We start from the raw sequence: 19,798 nt of genomic DNA, 5'->3' as shown, positions 1-19,798 counted from the left end.
GAGTAGGTCCCCCGCCGGGACTCGTTGCCTGCGGCCTCGGTTCTCGCCGCGCCAGGGCGCTCACCCTCGCCCGGTCCCGCCTCGCCCAAGTCGGCTGGGGTGCCTTGGCATTGGGCATCATGACGGGCGCGGGGCGGGCGATCGGCGAGCACGCCGCGACCTGGTGGAGTGGCTGAGCGCCGTCCCGGGCAACAAGACGGACGCGTGCGTCGAGCCTGGTCCTCGGTCAGGTCGAGGTTCGACGAGCCTCAGGTGACGTCGGCGAGGTGCCGCGTACCTCCTCCGGCGTTCCGGTGCCGTGCACGCGGAGAAGCTCGGCCAGCGCGGGGTGGTCGGCGGCCAGCACGTCGGAGGCGCGCATCAGATGCCGGCCGGAGGCGCGGCCCGCAACAGCTCGGCGCGCTTCATCCTGGTGTTGGGGCGGCCCCGGCTTCGCCGGATGCTCTGGATCGGCGTGAGCACCTGCAGGGCATGACACGACTCGCGCTCATGGTCGCTGCGGTCGGTCCCGACTTCGGGGCTGTCGGTGGTTCTAACGATCTTGGTCGGATGGTGGGCGCTCTCTTGACCTATGGGCTGTTGGTTGCGGTTCTGATGCTCATCGTCTGCGCGGCGGGCTGGGCGATCGGCTCGGCGAACGGAAGCTGGCAGACCACGAGCAAGGCGAAGGCGGGTCTGCTCGTCTCGGTACTCGGCGCGGTTCTGACCGGCGGGGCCCTCGCATGGGCGCACTGGCTGCTCGACGTGGGCGCCTCGCTGTAGCGGCGAGCTCTGCACACCTGTCTACGGGCAGTTCCTCCGCACCGACCTCGAGGAGAGAAGCATGTTCAACTTGGGTACTTCCGCGCTCCTGCCGCTCGACATCAACATCGCCCCGAACTCGGACGGGCTGCCGGGCATCGGACAGCTGCGCTCGATCGTCGGGGCATCGATGACGGTCGGGCTGATCCTGGCCGTGCTGGCGCTGATCATCTCCGCCATCGTGTGGGCGCTGGGCGCGAACTCGTCCAACCCGCACCTCGCCGGCCGCGGCAAACTCGGCGTCTTGGTCGGTCTTGGGGCTGCGGTGATCTGCGGCGCATCGGTCGCGCTTGTGAACTTCTTCTGGAACGTCGGCCAGGCCGTCTGATCCCCGACGAGGAAGGAGCCCGGCATGGGTGTCTGCGACGTACCGGTCATCTCGGGGGTGTGTGACTCCGCGGGTGAAGCGGCGGCGAGCCTCGTCACGGCTCCGTTCGACTGGTTGGCAGAGGCGATGGGCAACGCGGCCGGGTGGATGTTCGAGAGCGTCTGGCAGGTCTTCGACAGCACCACGTTCATCGACGTGACCAGCAGCCAGTTCACCAGGGTCTACAACATCTTGTTCGGGGTCGCGGTCTTCGTGATGCTCGGCTTCTTCATGCTCCAGGTCATCGGTGGGATGGTGCGCCGCGAGCCCGCAGCTCTCACGCGCGCCGCGCTCGGCCTCGCCAAGTCGGTGCTCGGGTCGTTCGTCGCGCTCACATTGCTGGCTGCGGCCCTGGAGGTCACTGATCAGCTCTGCATCGGCATCGTGCATGCGGCCGGCACCAACATGGAGGAGATGGGTGAGCGAATCGCACTGCTGAGCGCCGGACTGGGCGGTCTCAGCATTGCCGCACCCGGCGCGGGCGCGATCGTGACGATCCTGATCGCAGGGCTGGCGATCGGGGCTGCGGTGCTCGTCTGGGTCAGCCTGCTGGTCCGCAAGGCCCTCCTGCTCATCGCCATCGTCTTCGCCCCGATCGCGCTGGCCGGTGCCAGTTGGGATCACACCCGCGCGTGGGTGGGCAGGTGGGCGTCCTTCGTCTTGGCGCTCATCTTGTCCAAGGTCGTGATCGTGGTGATCTTCCTGCTCGCAACCTCCCAGGTCTCGGCGCCCATCGATGCCGACTTGAAGTCGGCCAGCCAGCCGATCGCCGGGGTGGCGCTGATGCTCATCGCCGGCTTCGCGCCCTACCTGTCCTACAAGGCCATCAGCTTCATGGGCTTCGACATGTACCACGCAATGTCGGCCGAGCAGGAGGCCAAGGGCGCTCTCAACCGGCCACTCCCCCTCCCGGTGGGCGGGCGTGGTGGCTCCGCGCCGCGCACTGTTCTGGATGGGGGCGGCGCGGGCGGCAGTTCATCGGGCGCCGAGGGTTCACCCGGACGGGGCCCTGCCCCGGCGGTGGCACCGGCCAGGTCCGGCGCAGGCGGAGCATCTGGTGCTGGTGGATCGGCCGGCTCCGCGGGTGGCGCGGGGATGGCAGGCGCTGCGGCGGCTGGGGGTGCCTTGGTTGCGGGCGCGATGGCGGTCAAGGGGGCGGCTGCCGCAGGGCCAGCGCTCGGAAGGTATGTCGGGGCCGCAGCGGCGCAGCACGCCGAGGGCGCGAGCCAGTCTCAGCCCGAGCCGGCGCTGCCGCTGCCACAGGTGGCGGATGCGGCTCTGGGCTCGAGCGGCGCACGGACGGGGAGGTGAGCAGCCATGGCGCAGACCACACCCGCCCGGGCTGAGCACGAGCTCACGCCGGTCAAGTTCTCCCGTCTGGCCCGCCGCGGCGTGATCCTGGGTCTGTCGGCGCCCCAGTTGGTGGTGGTCGGGATCGGCGCGGCGGCGCTGGTCGCAGGCCTGTACGCCGGAGGCGGTTCCGCACTGGTCGTGGTGGCGCCGGTCCTTCTCGTGTGTGTCGGCCTGGCAGGGGGCGGGGTGGGCGGGCGGAAGCTGATCGAGTGGCTGCCGGTCACCGCTCGCTGGCTGTGGCGCTCCACGGGTGGCCAGCTGATCTACCGGCGCCGGATCGTCCAGCCCCGTCCCGCCGGCTCTCTTGCGCTGCCCGGCGATGCTGCGCGGCTGCGGCAGTGGCTGGATCCCGCGACAGGTGCCGTGATGGTCCACGACCCGCACCTCGCGACGCTGACCGCGATCGTCGGCGTGTCCCACCCCGCGTTCATCCTCCTCGACCCGAGCGAACAGGAGCGCCGCGTCGTCGGCTGGGGTCGTGTCCTCGCCACGGCCTGCCGTTCCGGGCGGCTCGCTTCGCTGCAGGTGTTGGAGCGGACCCTGCCGGACTCCGGGAAAGGGCTCGCGGATTGGTGGGCGCGCCACGGACGCGGCGACGGCGGCTGGACCTCCAGCACGTACGCCGAGCTCATCGACCGGGCCGGCCCCGCCGGTGAGCGGCACGCGAGCACCATCTCGGTGTCCCTGGACCTGAAGGCCGCCGGGCGAGCGATCCGCGCAGCCGGAGGGGGCAACCGCGGCGCCGCCGCGGTCCTGCGCCAGGAGATGGGCACGCTCGTGGCAGCACTGCGTTCCGCCGACCTCGCACCCTCTGACTGGCTGTCACCGGGCGATCTCGCCCTCATCCTGCGCTCGGCCTACGACCCCGCCGTCGCGAGTGCGCTGCAACGCCATGGCGACCTGGGCCGCGACCTTGCCACCGCGGGTCCGGTCGCGGCCACGGAGACCTGGGGCAGCCTGCGCAGCGACTCGGCCCACCACTGCGTCCTGTGGGTCAGCGAATGGCCCCGCTCCCTGGTCTTCCCGGGCTTCCTGGCACCGGTCCTGCTCACCTCCGGTCTGCGGCGATCTTTCTCGCTTCTCTACACCCCCATCCGCGCCGACCAGGCCGCGCGTGACATCCGCAAGAAGAAGACCGAGTACATCTCCGATGTCGCCCAGCGGCAGCGGATCGGGCAGATCGAGGACGCCCAACAGTCCGCGGAGTACCAGGACGTGCTCCAGCAGGAAGCCGACCTGACGGCCGGGCACGGCGTGCTGCGCGTGAGCGGACTGATCGCCCTCAGCGCCAGCGACCCCGACGAACTCGAGTGTGCCGTCTCCGCACTCGAGCAGGCCGCTATCCAGGCCTCGTGTGAGACACGTCGCCTGTGGGGCCAGCAAGCCCAAGCCTTCACCGCGGCCGCCCTCCCCCTGTGCCGACCCGTCTGAAGACTCCGCAGCTCCAGCAGAAGACTCGCGCGCGACCGGTGCCCAACGATCCGGATGCCCCCATGGGGTCGACGCGGGCACCTGAAAGTCGACCCGCCCACCTCGTCAGGAGGACTCGATGCCAACCTTCACTCGCCCCTCATCGGATGCCGATGAGGCGCAGCAGGCGTTGCGCGGCCTCGCGCACGCCACGCGCTCCATCGAGGACCCGAGCGAGATCTACGCGGTGCTCGGCTCGCTCACCCAGGGCCTCGCCTCACTGGCCCAGGCACTGCACCAATTGGGACAGTTCCGCGACACACCGGCAGCCCAGCTGACCGCCACCACCGCCGGTCCACGTGCAGGCCGCGCCGCCTGCGCCCAAGTGTCCTGGGAGCTGCATCGTGCAGCCGAGATCGTCCCCCAGGTCCGCGCAGGACTCAACCGAGCCCACGAGAGCGAGGCGACGATCACCTACCACCCGCCGCCCGCCCCGACCCCCCGCACTCCCCCGTCGCCCCCGCAGCGCAACCGCGTGGTTCCCGAGACGGGACTGTCCCTGTGAGGAGAGCCCAAGACGAGCGGCTCCACTCGAGCGTCCTGGTCTCCCCGGGCAGAGAGCGACGCCGCGACAGGAGATCACGCAGGGCCGCGGCCCGGGCCCTGATCAGCGATGACAGAGACGACCGTCGCGCCAACGCGAGGGCGGAAGCCGACGAGCTGGCAGCCGAGCGCCGAGCGACCGTCGTACTGCCCGCATCCGGTGAATCCGGGCCTGCGGCGCTGCGCACCCCGGGCCGGCTGCGACTGCCGCGCCATCAGGACACCTCGGCCACGCTGGCCGGCGCGTATCCGTTCCTAGCCGAAGGTGGCCTGGGCAGTGACGGGGTCTTTGTTGGCCAGGACCTCTACAGCGGCAGTTCGTTCGTCTACGACCCCTGGGTGCTCTATGCCCGTGGGCTGATCACTGCCCCGAACATGGTGCTCGCGGGCATCGTCGGCTCCGGCAAGTCCTCCTTGGCCAAGAGCCTCTACACCCGCTCGATCCCCTTCGGACGGCGGGTGTACGTGCCCGGCGACCCCAAGGGCGAGCACACGGCCGTTGCCGAGGCCGTGGGTGGCAGGGCGATCGCGTTGGGCCATGGGATGGCGAACCGGTTGAACCCCCTGGACGCCGGTCACCGCCCCTCCGGGCTCGACGACGCGCAGTGGGACGCTCAGGTGACCTCGCGCCGCCGGGACCTCATCGGCTCACTGACCGAGACCGTCCTCGAGCGCCGCCTCACCCCGCTGGAGCACACGGCCGTTGACGTGGCCCTGTCCGGGGCCGTGCGCTCCTCCCCGGTGCCCGTGCTGCCGATGGTCGTCGAGCGGCTCCTGGCCCCCGACCGGGCCGATGACCCGGACGGGACCCTGCGTGAAGACGGGCGGCTGGTCGCCCACGCGCTGCGTCGACTCGTGGCCGGCGACTTGGCCGGGCTCTTCGACGGCCCCAGCACCGTCCGGTTCGACCCCAGCCTGCCGATGATCTCCCTCGACCTCTCCAGAGTGACCGAGAACGCCACGCTGATCTCGGTCCTGATGACCTGCGCCTCAGCGTGGATGGAGTCGGCGCTGCTCGACCCGTCCGGTGGTCAACGCTGGGTCGTCTACGACGAGGCGTGGCGTCTCATGTCGCATCCGGCGCTGCTGCGGCGGATGGACGCGCACTGGCGGCTGGCCCGGCACTACGGCATCGCGAACATGCTGATCTTCCACAAGCTCTCCGACCTCGACAACGTCGGCGACCAGGGTTCCGCGATGCGCGCACTCGCCTCGTCCTTGCTTGCCAATGCCGAGACACGGGTGGTCTACCGCCAAGAGTCCGACCAACTCGGCTCCACCGCCGCCGCGCTCGGCCTGACCGGGACCGAGCAGCAGCTCCTGCCCACCCTCGGCACCGGCCAAGGGCTGTGGCGGATCAAGCACCGCTCGTTCGTAGTCCAGCACCAGCTGCACCCCGCCGAACTCGAGCTCTTCGATACCGCCGCCCGGATGACCGGGACGTGAGACGCACCTCGCTGTGGTGACAGCGGGTGGTGACAGGAGGACCCCACATGCACGTCGATCCCTCGCAGCGGGCAGCCAAGCTCGACGCGGTGCACGACAAGCTCATCGGCGCTGTCGACGCGCTGGTGACCGGCGACGACTGGCGCCGGGCGCTCGAGTTCGCCACTCGGTTCCGGTCGCGCTCCTTCAACAACACGCTGCTGATCTCCACCCAGCACTTCGCTGCCTTCAACGAGGGCCGCGTGTCCGAGCCGGCGCCCTCATACGTCGCTGGCTTCAAGCAGTGGCTCAGTCTCGGTCGCCAGGTCGAGAAGGGCCAGTCCGGCTACCAGATCCTCGCCCCCGTCACCGCCAGATTCGCCTCCTCCACCCCCGCCGTGGATGCGTCGTGGCACCGCCTCGCCCGGGGGGAACGACCCAGCGGGTCTGAGACGGTCCGCACCAGGATGATCGGGCTGCGACCGGCCTACGTCTGGGACGTCTCCCAGACCACCGGTGACGCGATCCCGGAACGTCCCCGCCCGCAACTGCTCCACGGCCAAGCACCGCCCGGCCTATGGGACGCCCTTGCCACCCAGGTCGAGTCCCGCGGCTTCGCCCTTCGCCAGGTGCCGCATGCTACGGCGATCGGTGGCGCGAACGGACTCACCGACTACACAGCGCACGAGGTGTCGGTGCGCAGCGACATGGACCCGGCCGCCCAGGTCAAGACGCTCACGCACGAGCTCGCGCACGTGCTGCTGCACGGTCCCGCAAACCGCGACGCAGCACGACACCGTGGGATCGCCGAGGTGGATGCAGAGAGCGTCGCGCTGATGATCGGCGCAGCCCACGGCGTCGACACCAGCGACTACACCGTCCCCTACGTGTCTTCTTGGGCCGAGAGCGTGCCGGGCAAGACGCCGACCGAGGTCATCCAGGCCACAGCTGAGCGTGTCCGGGCCACTGCAGTGCAGGTCCTCGACGACCTCGCCACCACTCAGCTCGGCGACGGCGCCCCGCCGGGTCTGGACCGCGACCACCCGCACGGAGCACGGCGATCGCGGGCTACGACGGCGCGCCCCGCGGAGCGCGGCCACCCCGCGGAGGCGATGGGACTATGAGTACCTCCGCGGACCCGCGGGTCCCCGTCGTCATACCACTGATCGATGTCCAGATGGACGAGAGCGGCATCGCGTCGGTGCTCGTCGACGGCGTCCCCTGGCCCCGGGCGGCGCCCATCGGCCGGGAGTCTGTCGAGGCAGTGGTGGACGAGATCGCCGCCAACCTCGGCCCGGTCCGTGTACGGGTGACTGAGAGCGACAAGTCGGTGTTCACCGACGTCGTCGTTCCCAAGCCCACCACCGCCACGCAGCCGGCACCGGCTGCGGCGCTGGCCGGTGTCGAGCCCGGGATCTCCGGGGAGGGCTTCCACCCAGAGGAACGCGTCGAGGTCGCCCTGGTCGTCGCGCACTGCACCGCGGACGCTCGCGGGCGAGCCCTCCTCCGGCTGCCCCCGGCTGTGCTCACCGGCCACGGCGCCGTGGTGGTCCTGCTCGGGTGTACGTCGCGTGCCGTCGCGGTCTGCGAGTCGCCATGACCCCGCAAGCCCGGCCCGTCGACGACACGCTCGTCAACCTCGCCCTGTTCCTGGTCGGCTGTCTCGGTGGCCTCACGGTGGTCCTTCGCCTCGCCGGGACGCTGGCGGCCTGGGCGTCGGGGACGCGGCACCCCACGGGCGGGCTGGCGCAGGGGTTCGGTGTTCTCACCCAACCCAAGGATCCCGGCGCAGCCCTGGGAGCCATCGGTCTGCCTCCACTCGTGTACTGGACGACGGTCACCGTGATGCTGACTCTGGTCCTGGGCGGGGTCTGGTCGGGGTGGCGGGTGCTCACCGGGATCCGGCACGGGGCGGCTCGTGATCCGCGGCGCCTCGCGGGAGTCGCGACCACCCGCGATGTCGCCCAGTCTGCCTCCACGAAAGCGCTGCTGGCGCGGGGCACGACCCTGCGTCCCTCACTCAGCCGGCCGCAACCCGGCGACATCGGGTATCTGCTCGGTCGGTGCCGGGGGCGGGAGGTCTGGAGCTCCGTGGAGGACTCCACGCTGATCCTGGGTCCGCCGCGCTCGGGCAAGGGACTCCACGTCGTGATCAACGCGATCCTGGACGCTCCGGGAGCGGTGATCACGACCGCAACCCGGCCGGACAACATCGCAGCCACCCTCCGCGCACGCCAACGGATCGGACCCGTCGCGGTGTTCGACCCCCAACACCTGGCCGAAGGGCTCCCCTCCGGGCTGCGATGGTCCCCGGTCCGCGGATGCGAGGACCCCCTCACCGCGATGATCCGGGCCACCGGACTGGCCTCGGCAACCGGGCTATCCAGCGGCGGCGTCGAATCGGGCGGGTTCTGGGAGGGCAAGACCCGCACCGCCCTCCAAGCACTCCTCCACGCCGCAGCACTCGACCGACGCACCCCGCGCGAGCTGTTCAATTGGACGCTGTCGCCCTCCGCAGCAGGCGACGCCGTCGCGATCCTGGCCAGTCACCAAGGCGCTGCCCTCGGGTGGGGCGACTCACTGGAGTCGATGATCCACAGCGACCCCCGCACCCGGGATTCGATCTGGATGGGAGTCTCCCTCGCGCTGTCGTGCCTCGCCGACCCACGCGTCCTGGACTCGGTCAGTCCCGAACCCGGTGAGGACTTCGACCCACAGGAGTTCCTTCGCAGTAACGGAACCCTCTACCTGCTCGCCACCGGCGCCGGCGCCGGCGCGTCCTGGTCCCTGGTCGCCGCCTTCATCGAAGACCTCGTCGAGACCGCCCGCCACCTCGCCGCCCACTCCCCCGGCGCACGGCTCGACCCCCCGCTGCTGCTGGCCCTCGACGAGATCGGCAACCTCTCCCCGCTGCCCTCCCTTCCCGTCCTCATGGCCGAAGGCGGAGGGACCGGCATCACCACCATGCCGATCCTGCAATCGCTGTCCCAAGCGCGCGAGAAATGGGGCGACCACGCCGCCAGCGCCATCTGGGACGCCTCCATCGTCAAGATCATCCTCGGCGGAACCGCATCAGCTCGAGACCTCCAAGACCTCACCGCGCTCATCGGCGACCGCGACGAACTCACCGACACCACCTCCATCGGCGACCACGGCTCACGCTCCCTCCAGCGCTCCACCCGACGCGTCCCCGTGCTCCCACCCGAGACCATCCGGACCCTCCCCTTCGGCACCGGACTCGTCCTACTACGCAGCGCTCCCCCACTGGTCACAGACCTCAGACCATGGATCACCAGACACGAGGCCAGCGACATAGCGACGGACCGTGAACACATCGAACGGGCACTCCGCCGACAGTAGGACGGCTTGCCAGCCTCCATTGGCGGCACAGCCTGCTGAACAGCCACATCCGGCGACAGCCAATCATCCAACGCGCAGCATCTCGCCGCCACTGAGGCACGTCGTGGCGCCCTCACATCGACACCACCCGCCCCAGCGACCCAGCGCGGCACCCGACGTGGCACCCGGGTGAGGCCTGGCGACCCCGAGCGGCTGTGCCCGTTTGAAGGCTCTTCACAGACGAGGGTGTCGTCGGGGTCTGAAGCCTCCCGTCTCGAGCAGGCTTCTGGCGATGTAGTTGGTGATGTTGCGGAACCCGAGGGCGGAGCCGCGGAGATGTTCGAGTCGTCCGTTGATGGCCTCGGTGGGGCCGTTGCTCGTGCCTGGCCGGTCGAAGTAGGCAAGGACGTCGTCGGCTCGCTTCTTCAACGCCGTCCCAGCGTGACGACCTCGCTCAGCGCGGCTGGGACACCGCTGCTGACCGACTCGATCAGCTTGCTCATCAGCTCGCGCGCCTTGGTGCGGTCGGGTTCGCGGTAGGCGGCGATCATCCGCTGATAGATCCCCCAGGTGGCCTCGACCTCGACGTGCTCCTCGGCCGCGAACAACGCAGCGAGTCGGTCCTTCTGTTTGTCGGTGAGCAGCCCGGAGCCGGTGTGCGACGTGCGGAGTAGAGCGGGTCGCCCTTGTGGCCACGGTGACCATGGACAGCCTGCTGGACCCGACGCCGGCAGCGGTCGAGGGCGTCGCCGGCCAGGCGGACCACGTGGAAGGGATCCATCACCGCGACCGCGTCGGGGAGCTCCTCGGCGGTGGCACTCTTGAACCCGGTGAACCCGTCCATCGCGACGACCTCCACGCCCTGGCGCCAGGCTTCGGGGCGCTCGGCGAGCCAGGTCTTGAAGACCTGCTTGGAGCGGCCCTCGACCATGTCGAGCAGCCGGGCGGGGCCGGTGCCCTCACGGATCCCGGTCAGGTCGATGATCACGGTGACGTACTTGTCGCCGCGTCTGGTGTGGCGCCACACGTGCTCGTCCACGCCGAGGACCTTGACGCCGTCGAACCTGGTGGTGTCGTCGATCAGGACCCGCTTACCCTCGGCCAGGACGGCGTCGTTGGCGGTGTTCCACGCGACCCCGAGTCCTTCGGCGACCCGAGCGACGGTGAGATGAGCGAGCACGGTCCCTTCGAGTGCCCAGCGCAGCCCACGACGTGAGAGCTTCGAGCGGGGCTCGGCCGCAGAGGAGGTGTCTTGGCGCCACACATGACCGCAGCCGCCGCACCGGTAGCGGCGGATCGTGACCAGCAGTGTCGTGGGTCGCCACCCGAGGGGTTCATGGGCCAACTGCCGGGTGACCGTGTCGCGCGGTGCCCCTTCGCAGCCGCAGCGACGACACCACTGGTCGGGTTCGAGGACCCGGCAGGCCAGGACCGCCCTGTCGGGCTCGAGGCGCTGGCCGGTGACGACGAGACCCAGCTCATCGAGACGACAGAAAGTGGACAGATCGGGGTGGGCGAACGCATCAGAGCGCTCGCCGACGGTAGCGTCGGGCACGTCGAGGTCTTCCAGATGGTGAGCGTGAGAACTTCCATCTTCGGGAGACCTCGACGCCTATCCCGGGACCGACGCGCCAACGCCCACCTACATCGTCAACTGTGAAGAGCCAGGAACGTGGTTCGGCTGCGAAGGCTGGTTAGTGACTGGGGGATTTGCTGCCCCAAACAGTTGGCGACCCTACCTCAAAAGTTCGACACCCCGTTCGGGGCTGCTCCCGCTACTTGGGCGGCACCGCCCGGAGGACGTCGTTCAACTCTTCGTACGCGTGGAAGAGCCGGGGCAGGATCATTGTGATGAGCAGGAGGAGGTAGACCGAGGGCCAAGTGGGAACGGCGGCGAACAACCCGTCCAGCTTGCGATTGAGGTTCATCTCGATGACCAAGACGAGCGCGGTCATCGCTGACACGTATGCGGCCGTCAAGATGTGGGCGACCGTTTCATCCAGATACTGGCGGATCTGGGCCTCCCCGTCGGGAAAGGTGCTTTCGCGTTCGGCCAGCTTCATGCGGAGGCCAGCCACGTAGCTGAACGAGCCGATCAGCCCACCGGTCAGCAGCGCGACGCCCGTAAACCACCCAGCGGGCATGGTGATGGTTCCGACACATCCCATAACGATTGCGGCCGCTGTCGGAAGCACGAGTAGCACCGTTAGCGCGGTCCAATCCCAGGTACGACCAGGACGGTGATCACGGAGCGACGACAGGTGCTTACCCAGCAGCCCCCACGGGCTGAACCGATCCGTCACGTCATCCTCCCTCCGTTACCAGTCGAGCTGCAGCTTCTGCTCTTCCGCCAACGCCTGTACCTTGGCCCCAACCTCGGACTTCCAGGCAGCCGCCTTCGGCCGTTTGCCGTGAAGTCCCGGGAACGGATAAACGAAGATCTCGTCCATCTTCCCGGGACTGAGTCGCTTTTCGCGCCCGCTCTCGTCCTCGATCACGACCTCGCCATCAGTGAACCCCATACCACCGACAGTTCCCGGAGTCATGAGTCCGGCGACGTCGCTCGCGCCGTCGGCGTCGGGATGGGTGGTCCACTCCTTGACCTTGGCCGTCGCCTTCTTCAGCAGGGTCTGCGTGTGGACGTGCTCCACGAGCATGAGCTGCTTGCTGCGACCCTTTCCGCTCGCGGTCGGCACGTACTTGGTCACCTGCAGGCGAACCTTGGATCCGTTCGAGATGAGTTCCTCGAGTTGGGCAGGGTCGGGGTACGGCTCCAGCTTGATCCGCCACCAGGGGGGCAGCACACCGCACTTAGCCTTCCCCCGCGAGGACCGACGCGACAGTAGACCCGCCCATCGCGAAAACATCTCGGTGGGGTGGGTTCGCCCAACGGTCTCAACTGCCAGCACACCCAAGTCGCCGGCAGGCGGGAGAAAGAGCTCGACGCGGTATGGCCGCGTGGTCGCCTTGTCCTCGAGCTTCGCTTCCTCAGCCGTATTGAGGGCCAGGTCGTAGTCGCCCTGCCTGCCGTATCGGAGCGAGAAGGAGACGTGATTTCCTGATCGCTTTGCGCGCTCCCATCGACAGCTGAGCTCGCCGCCGGGGGTCATCTTCAGATCGTGACCGTCGTCGGTATCGACCAGGATGGGTCGACCGTCGAGCACCACGTTGAGGTGGGGCTTGATGAGATCTCGCAGAACCTCGGCGTAGTGCGCGTCCCGCTTGTCGCCCGACTTGGCGAAGTCGACCGATGCGGGCTTGAACCCCTCGTGCAGCCTCAGAAGAAACAGTCGGAATCCGTACTGGGCCATGGATCGAGTTCCCTCCGAGCAGGTCGCAGCGTCGGCGTGGTCGTGCCCGCATCGCCACGGACGTATGGTCCGACCGTAGTCCGCTGTCGGCGCCCATAGTTGGGGAATTGGTGAAATGGCGTTCGTCTGCGGTGCCACACGTCAGGTTGCTCTCCGATCCTGCTCGGTGTGACTGCTCCAACCAAGTCGCCCGGTGCGCCATGTTGACTCGACCTAGTGGGAGACGTGATCACCAGCGGGCTACGTAGTCCTGCGCGGTCGAAGTCGGCCTATCGACGGCGCCAAGCCCCTGCCACGCAGTCGAGTACGCCGGGAGATAGGTCGCTTGGGGGTAGGGCATTGCCATGCCAGTTGTGCTTCCGGGATTGGGGCCTTGGCGACACCTCTCTGCCACCGGCCGCCGCCAATCGCGGCGCCGCTCGCCACTAGGGAGTCCGAGATGTCGATACCCACACAGATGAGCCTGGCCGGCTTCATCGCCACCGTCCCCGACCTCCACTTCTCCAGCTCCGGCGCTCCTCGGTTCCACGCAAGAGTGGGCTGTGAGCACTACCGCAAGGAGGTCGACGGCAGCTTCACCAGGCTCGATCCGACCTTCCACGACCTCGTCCTCTTCAACGACGCCGCCCTCACGGCCTATGAACGGTTCAAGAAGGGCGACTCGTTCCTGGCCAGTGGCTACGTCCACGAGTACGAGATCGAGGCAAACGGAACCAGCGTCATCCGGGACGAGTTCATCGCACGACGCATCGGTCACGACACCCAGCGCACCAAGTACGAGGTCCAGCGCCGACAAGCTGCTCCCACGCAGCCGAGCATCACCACGGCGCCGCCCGCCATCGGCCTGTGAGGCCGCGTCGTGTCCACCCCCGGCGTAGCCGCGGCCTCCGATTTCGACCCCTCGGACACGGAGATCCCTGAGAGCCCGATCAACTGGCTGACGTTGGGTCCCGACGAGGCCTCTTCCGCGTTCGTCGATCTGAACCGGTGGGTCGACTTCCTCCGCGTGGCCTACGGGCTGCCTCCGGCGATCATCCCGCCGTTCTGGCACCGTCACGATGAGCTCATCTGGGAGCTCTCCGCCCTACACCTGCACTGGCTGAACAGCTACCACCGCGATGCGCCGCTTTCGGCACCCCTGCACTGGCACCACGACTTCTCGATCGCACGCACCCGGCTGCGGGAATGGGTCTCCACCAACGGAGCCCGCCTGGATCGTGACCGCCCCACGCGCGTCACGACCTGGCCCGGTGAACCCCCACGTCCGACAGCGCCCGAGTCCGTGATCCCCGACCGCAGCGAGGACTTCCAGGCCTTCCTGCGCGAGGACTACCGCCAGCGGCAGCGCTCCCGGGGCTGACCTCCAGAGCGGGTGTCTGCGGCACACCTATCCACCGTTCAGACGGCGTGCCGGCGGCGTCGCCTCGATGCGTCCGACGCTGAGACATCCACAGATCGAAAGGGGCCCCCATGTTGCTTGCAGATGCCGTCGCGCTTGCTGAGGCACGTACCTACCTCGCGGCCTTGGCCAACCACGCGGTCACCGTCGATGCATCACTTGCCTACGAGCGGACCCTGCTCTACCTCGACGCCCTCCACGGCGACCACGTGCCCGGCCTGGACCCCACGCGGCTGCTCGATGACCACGCAACGTTGGCGGTCGTGGCGGAGTCGGCGATCGAAGAGCTCGTCGAGCACGGAGTGGACGCCCTGCAGGTCGAGCTCGTCCTCGACATGCTCGACGAGGCCCGCGCGCTCGACGCACCGGCGTGAGTCCACACCCATGTACGGGGAGAACTCCGACGCCTTGCGGGCCGAGCTGTCGAGCCTGTTGCGTCAACACCGGATCCAGCACCGCATCGGCGGTGCCGGCATCCACACGGTGCCCGTCACCACCACCGACGCGGAGCGGGCCAAGATCGGCCGACTGATCCAGCAGTACCGGTACGGCGTCCTGACCTGGTGCCGACAGGTCCTGACCGCGGCCAGCCCCAGCACGTACTTGGATCGCGCCGCACGCAGCGGGAGCGCCGACGCCGTTCTGTTGCGCAGCCTGACCCACACCATGGACGACTCGACCGCGACGTTACCGAGCCTGGATGACCTGACCACGCCGCACGAGTTCGCCCTGGTCGAGGGGTGGCGGGGCGCGGCCCGCGCCGCCGCGCTCGGGGAGCACGACTTCCCCGGTGAGGTAGCCCGAGGGCGACTCGACCTGGCCCAAGGCCTGACCGTGACCAATGACGTCGCCGAGGTGCTCCGTGCCCTGATCGTCCTCGACCGTCGCTACAAGAACATCCCCGATTGGGAGCCGCTGAGCCGACGCGTGACGCTGATGAACGCTGCGCAGGCGTGCGCGTTCCTCGATGTCGCCGACTACAGCGTCGACCGACGCGGCGCACGCCCACCTGCACGCCCTCCCGACGCCCGGCCCCGCCCCGGCATCGCCGGAGTCGTCCAGTGCGAGCACAACCTGCTCACCCACCTGGACAGGGTCCCGACCGCGCTGAACTTCCGCCGTCTCCTCGACTCCCAGCGCGAGCTGTCCCACCTACTGACAACACGCACCCCGGGCACCGCCCCGGACCTCGCCCAGCGATGGGCAACCCGCGAGCAGAACTACGCCTCAGTACAGCACGCAACCCGTGACATCGACGGCCGGCTCGGCGCCGGCGGCGCAGCCGTGGCCGAGGCCGCCAACGCGATCAGCCGCCTACGCAGGATCCCGACCGATACCCCGCTGCCGCAGCGGGAGCTGCGAGACCTCGGCTCGCTCTTCGATCGGGTGGACCAGCGGTTGGCGGACGTCTTCGAGCGTGGCGCGCACGAACGCCTGTACTTCACCCGCCGCACGGTCCCCCTCAAGGTCGACAACGACCGGAAGCTGCTCGCACCGGTCGGGGAGCAGTTCGTACCGATCACCCCAGCGCTTCAGACAAACGTGACACACCTGCTTCGCAGCGCGCTGCCACCACCCCGACAGACCCCTGGCTCCCCTTCGGACAGTCGCGCGAGTCGGAGGGCCCTGGACGAGGCGATCGCACACCGCCCCGCGTCACGTCAGCAGCTCCCCACCCAACAACTCGAGCTGTGAGCTCCCCTTCCGGCACCGCCCTGGCAGGGTTGCGGTCGTAGCTGTGATGTCCAGGCAGGTCGTGCACACCCCATGCAGCGCACCCCCCGAGGCGCGGCTGACCACTACCCGGTCCTTACGTCAGAAGCGGCAACCCACGAGCGATCCCCACCTGTCACGGGACGCGTGTCGCCGACGAGGCGCGGAGGTAGCTCGGCTTCGAGGTGGTGGCCGACGTGAAGCCCGCTCCCAGCCGCGGAGCCCTCGCCGCCTCGCTGATGGTCGACCGCGAGCCCGTCGCGGCACTCCTTTTCCGCCGCCCGTGGCGCCGCGGCAGCCAGCACCACCCAACGCCGAGGCGGGCATTCACACTTGACCAGCTCGGCACCCTCCACTCCGACGGCACCCGCCTCAGGGCCCGGAGACGGCGTGGCTCCTCGTGGCGGTGGAGTCCACACTGATCCGTGACCGGATCTGGCACAACATGAATGCCCGAGAACGCCACCTCTCGCGTGGCGCTGTGGAACGACTTGACCTGCCGCGCACCGGAGTCCGTGCGGGCAGCCCCGGCGACGATGCTCGGTTCGCCAACTGGCTCAACGGCAACGGCGCCTCGCCTGGTGCGCTCTGGACCAGGCTCCCCAGGGCCAGCCCTATCCAGCAGCAGACCTCGACCGCCGTCGTGCATCCCAGCACATCGGAAGCCTTCAAGACCGCCGTCACCACCGACTGTCACAACGGCCTGGACGGGCTGGCCCCTTAGGAGAAGACACAGCCCGGTCCGCGCCCGCCGGCGATCTGAGACACGTCATGCACACCACGTACCGGCGCCACCACCTCTGCCGCTGATCCAGATCGAGCGGCTGCTCTTACGACTCGCCGTCCGGCAGCGCGGTCACCTCGCGGCTCCGTGGCAGGTCGACGTCGTTGCGGACTTTCAGGTCTCGATCGATCCCGGCGACAACTGACCCGACGGGCTGAACGCGGGATGGGAGTCGCACCTACCCAGCACGGGACACGAAGCGCCAGGCCCGGCTCGTCCGCCCGAAACACCCACCACAACGCCAGGAGCAACGTCATGAGCCAGAACAGGAACCTCCCGACCTACCTGAGCATCGACGAGGCGGCCACCGTCATGTCGGTCTCGACCAAGACGATCCGACGCCGGATCAGCGACGGCACCATCCCCGCCTACCACTGCGGCCACCGCCCGATCCGCATCAAGCTCGAGGACCTCGAGGCGGCCCTCCAACGCATCCCGGCGGTCAATTGGTGACTCGAGGACCACGAACCGCCAAGGTTTCTGAGGACTACGTAGGGACTACGACGGCGGAAATGCAAACCGCCCCTGATGCCTGTTTTTGCAGGTCAGAGGCGGTTTTGGGTGCGGTGGGCGATACTGGGTTCGAACCAGTGACCTCTTCGGTGTGAACGAAGCGCGCTACCACTGCGCCAATCGCCCGTGTGGTTGCGGCGGAAACACTAGCGCATCCCGAGCGTGGACTCACACTCGGGCCGCGATCACATGCCGGGAAGCTCCGGGACGACCCCGCTGAGGTCCTGCACCCAGTCCCACCCGTCGACCGCGATCCGCGGCCAGTCGTAGGCGACGAGGTAGGCGATGAGCGCTCCCCCGACCACCAGAACGGCGAGCGTGGTGAGCAGGATCCGACGTCGCCGTACGGCGGGATCCACGGCGCGGGCCCGCTCGGCAGCCTCGTGAGCCTTGGCCCGCGCGGCGTGCATCCAGCGCTCGGCCCAGTCCCACTCGGTGGCCAGGATGCCGAGACCGACGACGATGGCGACGATCCCAGGCCCCGGGGTGACCATCATCACGAATCCTGCCGCGATGACCGTGGCGCCGAGAAACGTGACAACGACCTTGGTCGCCAGCGAGGTGACCGGGTTGCTGTGCATGCGGGCGTGCAGCCTCTTGAAGAAGTGCGGCTCCTCGACCGATCGATCCTCACGACCGCCGGCGATGGACCGATCCGCGTCGGCCTGGCCGGGGGCCGCCTCCTCGGTCGGACGCATCGGCTCGGCAGTCATCGCGCCGTCCTCGTCGGTCACCCTGCCTCCAACTCTGCTCCGGGCGCCCACGCGGCGCTGTTCTGTCGAGCCTAGCCGCCCCCTGATCTGCGTGACGGGTCGATGCGACGGGTGTGGGGGCGCTTTCAGCGACGTCTCAGCCCGGTCGCCTAGGGGTCGCGACGGGCCCGCGGACCCGACGACGCTCACCCCTAGCCCCAGACCTCCCGACGTCGCAGCGGACTCCCCCATCCGACGCCCGGGCGACACGCTCACCGGGGACCCGATTTGGCAGCACCTGTCCCCTGTGGTTAATGTTCTCTCCGTCGCCCTGACCGGCCGAAAGCCGGGAAGAGCAGCAAGCGGACGTAGCTCAGTTGGTAGAGCGCAACCTTGCCAAGGTTGAGGTCGCGAGTTCGAGCCTCGTCGTCCGCTCGGAGAGAAAAGTTTGAGCCTCCACGGTGGAGTGGCCGAGAGGCGAGGCAACGGACTGCAAATCCGTCTACACGGGTTCAAATCCCGTCTCCACCTCGACAACCTCGGCCCCTTCACCGGGATCGTGGCTCGTACGGGCGATTGGCGCAGTGGTAGCGCGCTTCCTTGACACGGAAGAGGTCACTGGTTCAAACCCAGTATCGCCCACCAGAGCATCACCGCAGGTCAGACCCCGTTTCCCGGTCCTCGGGAGGCGGGGTTTTTGCATGCCCGGACACCTCATGAGGTTCTGCTGATGGCTCAGTCGAACCACTCAGTCGAACCACTCGGTCTTGGTGGCCAACTCGACCAGTTCGGCAGCGTCGAGCACCGGGTCGGTGCGGGTCGGCTCGCCCCCGCGGTTGGCCTGCAGGGCGTTGTAGGCGATGAGGTTGACGATGTTGCCGTCGCGAAGGATGTACACCGCCCCCACACCCGCCAGCTCTGGATGCTTGCCCGAGACGTCGGGCAACGACGGACCCGTGAAGACCCAGCCGGCGCCGTTCTCGACACAGTCGTCGGGGGCCGGCGAGGCCGTGACCCGGTCACACCTGGCGTCTTGTCCACGAACGCTTCCGGGAACGTCGGAACTGATGACCGCCACGATCTCGCCGAGACCGCGCCCGTCAGGGTCGTAGTCGACCGTGGTCATATACCCGGGGTCCGGCATCTGCTCCGGGAAAGCGTCGAGCAGAAGCTTCTGTGCCCGCTGGAGGTGGGGCGCGAGCGCGTCCGGCTGTGATGCCGGCTCTCGTGTCCGCCCAGCCGCGGTGCTGGGGGCCTCATCGGCTGGGCTGCTCGCCGCCGAGGATCGGCGATCGTCCTGGTCACCGAGCAGGGACGGCGCCGCGATCGTCGCCACCGTCGCCAGCGCCGCGACCGCGCCGATCCCCACCGCCTGAGCCGAGCGCCGGCGACGGGTGGCGCGCCGCCCTCGGCTGAGGCCACCGGCGACGAGCTCCTCGCTCGCGGTCACCGAGTGCATGGCGTGCTGCATCAGCCGGGTCATCTGGTCATCGCGCAGGGGCTTGTCGTGTGTCATGTCGTCGCCTTTCAACGGCTGTTCTCGTGGAGATCGATGAAGTCGGCTCCGAGGTGCTCCCGGATCCGGGCGAGAGAGCGTGAGGCCCTGGTACGAACTGCGTTCTCGGTGAGCGAGAGGTCGCGGGCCACGGTGGCTACATCGGCGTCGAGCAGGTAGCGGTGCACCACCACCGCACGATCCAGCGGCGTCAGCTCGCGCAACGCCGCCACCAGCACCTGCCGTAGGTCACTGTCGGGCATGGCCACCTGGCCAGGCGGTGGCTCGGCCACCGGGACCTCGGTCGAACTGCGGCGCCGTACCGAGTCGAGATAGATCCGGGTCAGAATCGTGCGAGCGTATGCGGCCGGGTTGTCGGCCGCACTGACCCGCGACCACCGTGAGAACACCCGGGCCAGCGTCTCCTGGGCCAGATCCTCGCCACGGTGTCGATCGCCGGTGAGCAGCCACCCGGCTCGTAACAGCTCATGGGAGCGGGCCCGAGCGAACTGCTCGAAGTCGCCCCGATCGGTGTGTCGCACATGGCCTCCTGCGCCGGTGAGGACCACGTCCCTGGGCGTCTGTGCCCCTCA

General features: G+C 68.9%; 23 protein-coding genes and 4 tRNA genes. 18 read left to right on the top strand and 9 right to left on the bottom strand.

The features are described 5' to 3' along the window. Nucleotides 1-226 precede the first annotated feature (226 nt). Entirely contained in the window at nt 227-478 is a 252-nt protein-coding gene (locus AC6EI4_RS16065; RefSeq protein WP_498452076.1) for a hypothetical protein, read from the bottom strand. Nucleotides 479-489: 11 nt separating this feature from the next. Here AC6EI4_RS16065 and AC6EI4_RS16060 point away from each other — a divergent pair, with 11 nt between their 5' ends. From AC6EI4_RS16060 to AC6EI4_RS16020, 9 genes are all read left to right on the top strand, one after another. After that, nucleotides 490-762, top strand: a complete 273-nt coding sequence (locus AC6EI4_RS16060) for a DUF6112 family protein (protein ID WP_498452075.1) — start codon at nt 490-492, stop codon at nt 760-762. A gap of 61 nt (nt 763-823) precedes the next feature. Next, nucleotides 824-1,129, top strand: a complete 306-nt coding sequence (locus tag AC6EI4_RS16055) for a DUF6112 family protein (protein ID WP_498452074.1) — start codon at nt 824-826, stop codon at nt 1,127-1,129. 24 nt (nt 1,130-1,153) lie between these two features. Continuing rightward, complete coding sequence (locus AC6EI4_RS16050; protein ID WP_498452073.1) at nt 1,154-2,479, top strand: TrbL/VirB6 family protein; 1,326 nt, start codon at nt 1,154-1,156, stop codon at nt 2,477-2,479. 6 nt (nt 2,480-2,485) lie between these two features. After that, nucleotides 2,486-3,952: an SCO6880 family protein gene (locus tag AC6EI4_RS16045; protein WP_498452072.1), complete on the top strand. Its 1,467-nt coding sequence runs from the start codon at nt 2,486-2,488 to the stop codon at nt 3,950-3,952. Between the two features lie 118 nt (nt 3,953-4,070). Then, nucleotides 4,071-4,496 carry a hypothetical protein gene (locus AC6EI4_RS16040; protein WP_498452071.1) on the top strand — a complete coding sequence of 142 codons (426 nt, stop codon included), beginning with the start codon at nt 4,071-4,073 and terminating at the stop codon, nt 4,494-4,496. Further along, nucleotides 4,493-5,980, top strand: coding sequence for a putative type IV secretion/conjugal transfer ATPase (locus AC6EI4_RS16035; protein WP_498452070.1), 1,488 nt, complete (start codon nt 4,493-4,495; stop codon nt 5,978-5,980). Before AC6EI4_RS16040 ends, AC6EI4_RS16035 begins: the two co-directional genes overlap by 4 nt. A gap of 47 nt (nt 5,981-6,027) precedes the next feature. Beyond that, nucleotides 6,028-7,083 carry an ArdC family protein gene (locus AC6EI4_RS16030; protein WP_498452069.1) on the top strand — a complete coding sequence of 352 codons (1,056 nt, stop codon included), beginning with the start codon at nt 6,028-6,030 and terminating at the stop codon, nt 7,081-7,083. Beyond that, nucleotides 7,080-7,559 (top strand): hypothetical protein, encoded by a 480-nt coding sequence (locus AC6EI4_RS16025; RefSeq protein WP_498452068.1) that lies wholly within the window; start codon nt 7,080-7,082, stop codon nt 7,557-7,559. Before AC6EI4_RS16030 ends, AC6EI4_RS16025 begins: the two co-directional genes overlap by 4 nt. Then, nucleotides 7,520-9,319: a type IV secretory system conjugative DNA transfer family protein gene (locus tag AC6EI4_RS16020; protein ID WP_498452067.1), complete on the top strand. Its 1,800-nt coding sequence runs from the start codon at nt 7,520-7,522 to the stop codon at nt 9,317-9,319. Before AC6EI4_RS16025 ends, AC6EI4_RS16020 begins: the two co-directional genes overlap by 40 nt. Nucleotides 9,320-9,532: 213 nt before the next feature. Here the strand turns inward: AC6EI4_RS16020 and AC6EI4_RS16015 are convergent, their stop codons facing one another. The 4 genes from AC6EI4_RS16015 to AC6EI4_RS16000 form a co-directional block, all read right to left on the bottom strand. Continuing rightward, on the bottom strand, nt 9,533-9,868 hold the full coding sequence (locus AC6EI4_RS16015) for a transposase (RefSeq protein WP_498452099.1): 336 nt from the start codon (nt 9,866-9,868) through the stop codon (nt 9,533-9,535). Then, nucleotides 9,846-10,853, bottom strand: coding sequence for an ISL3 family transposase (locus AC6EI4_RS16010; protein WP_498452066.1), 1,008 nt, complete (start codon nt 10,851-10,853; stop codon nt 9,846-9,848). Before AC6EI4_RS16010 ends, AC6EI4_RS16015 begins: the two co-directional genes overlap by 23 nt. Before the next feature lie 220 nt (nt 10,854-11,073). Then, on the bottom strand, nt 11,074-11,493 hold the full coding sequence (locus AC6EI4_RS16005; protein ID WP_498452065.1) for a hypothetical protein: 420 nt from the start codon (nt 11,491-11,493) through the stop codon (nt 11,074-11,076). A gap of 123 nt (nt 11,494-11,616) precedes the next feature. Beyond that, entirely contained in the window at nt 11,617-12,609 is a 993-nt protein-coding gene (locus AC6EI4_RS16000) for a hypothetical protein (RefSeq protein ID WP_498452064.1), read from the bottom strand. Nucleotides 12,610-13,048: 439 nt separating this feature from the next. Between AC6EI4_RS16000 and AC6EI4_RS15995 the strand changes: the two genes are divergently transcribed. The 6 genes from AC6EI4_RS15995 (at nt 13,049) to AC6EI4_RS15970 (ending at nt 16,958) form a co-directional block, all read left to right on the top strand. Continuing rightward, nucleotides 13,049-13,459 (top strand): single-stranded DNA-binding protein, encoded by a 411-nt coding sequence (locus tag AC6EI4_RS15995; protein WP_498452063.1) that lies wholly within the window; start codon nt 13,049-13,051, stop codon nt 13,457-13,459. Nucleotides 13,460-13,468: 9 nt separating this feature from the next. Beyond that, nucleotides 13,469-13,969, top strand: coding sequence for a hypothetical protein (locus AC6EI4_RS15990; RefSeq protein ID WP_498452062.1), 501 nt, complete (start codon nt 13,469-13,471; stop codon nt 13,967-13,969). Nucleotides 13,970-14,079: 110 nt separating this feature from the next. Further along, nucleotides 14,080-14,382: a hypothetical protein gene (locus AC6EI4_RS15985; RefSeq protein WP_498452061.1), complete on the top strand. Its 303-nt coding sequence runs from the start codon at nt 14,080-14,082 to the stop codon at nt 14,380-14,382. A 10-nt stretch (nt 14,383-14,392) separates the two neighbouring features. Next, nucleotides 14,393-15,703 (top strand): hypothetical protein, encoded by a 1,311-nt coding sequence (locus AC6EI4_RS15980; protein ID WP_498452060.1) that lies wholly within the window; start codon nt 14,393-14,395, stop codon nt 15,701-15,703. 424 nt (nt 15,704-16,127) lie between these two features. After that, nucleotides 16,128-16,445 carry a hypothetical protein gene (locus AC6EI4_RS15975; protein WP_498452059.1) on the top strand — a complete coding sequence of 106 codons (318 nt, stop codon included), beginning with the start codon at nt 16,128-16,130 and terminating at the stop codon, nt 16,443-16,445. Nucleotides 16,446-16,760: 315 nt separating this feature from the next. After that, the gene (locus tag AC6EI4_RS15970; RefSeq protein ID WP_498425432.1) at nt 16,761-16,958 is read left to right on the top strand and encodes a helix-turn-helix domain-containing protein; all 198 of its coding nucleotides are present in this window, start codon (nt 16,761-16,763) and stop codon (nt 16,956-16,958) included. Nucleotides 16,959-17,072: 114 nt separating this feature from the next. On the opposite strand, the gene AC6EI4_RS15965 is transcribed toward AC6EI4_RS15970, so the two are convergent. Together AC6EI4_RS15965 and AC6EI4_RS15960 are read right to left on the bottom strand one after the other, a co-directional pair. Next, a tRNA-Val gene (locus AC6EI4_RS15965) sits at nt 17,073-17,144 on the bottom strand. Between the two features lie 59 nt (nt 17,145-17,203). Further along, the gene (locus AC6EI4_RS15960) at nt 17,204-17,752 is read right to left on the bottom strand and encodes a PGPGW domain-containing protein (protein ID WP_498423956.1); all 549 of its coding nucleotides are present in this window, start codon (nt 17,750-17,752) and stop codon (nt 17,204-17,206) included. Between the two features lie 320 nt (nt 17,753-18,072). On the opposite strand from AC6EI4_RS15960, the gene AC6EI4_RS15955 reads away from it, so the two are divergent. The 3 genes from AC6EI4_RS15955 to AC6EI4_RS15945 all read left to right on the top strand — a co-directional run bounded on the left by AC6EI4_RS15955 (nt 18,073) and on the right by AC6EI4_RS15945 (nt 18,355). After that, nucleotides 18,073-18,145, top strand: a tRNA-Gly gene (locus tag AC6EI4_RS15955). 25 nt (nt 18,146-18,170) lie between these two features. Then, a tRNA-Cys gene (locus tag AC6EI4_RS15950) sits at nt 18,171-18,241 on the top strand. Nucleotides 18,242-18,280: 39 nt separating this feature from the next. Then, nucleotides 18,281-18,355: transfer RNA gene (locus AC6EI4_RS15945), tRNA-Val, on the top strand. Nucleotides 18,356-18,458: 103 nt separating this feature from the next. On the opposite strand, the gene AC6EI4_RS15940 is transcribed toward AC6EI4_RS15945, so the two are convergent. Both AC6EI4_RS15940 and AC6EI4_RS15935 read right to left on the bottom strand, forming a co-directional pair. Next, nucleotides 18,459-19,241 carry a hypothetical protein gene (locus AC6EI4_RS15940; protein WP_498452058.1) on the bottom strand — a complete coding sequence of 261 codons (783 nt, stop codon included), beginning with the start codon at nt 19,239-19,241 and terminating at the stop codon, nt 18,459-18,461. Further along, nucleotides 19,238-19,774, bottom strand: a complete 537-nt coding sequence (locus tag AC6EI4_RS15935; RefSeq protein ID WP_498452057.1) for a SigE family RNA polymerase sigma factor — start codon at nt 19,772-19,774, stop codon at nt 19,238-19,240. Before AC6EI4_RS15935 ends, AC6EI4_RS15940 begins: the two co-directional genes overlap by 4 nt. Between the last annotated feature and the right edge of the window lie 24 nt (nt 19,775-19,798).

The organism is Nocardioides sp. Z43_10, from assembly GCF_059766615.1.
This window is presented reverse-complemented; position numbering and strand designations above follow the sequence as displayed.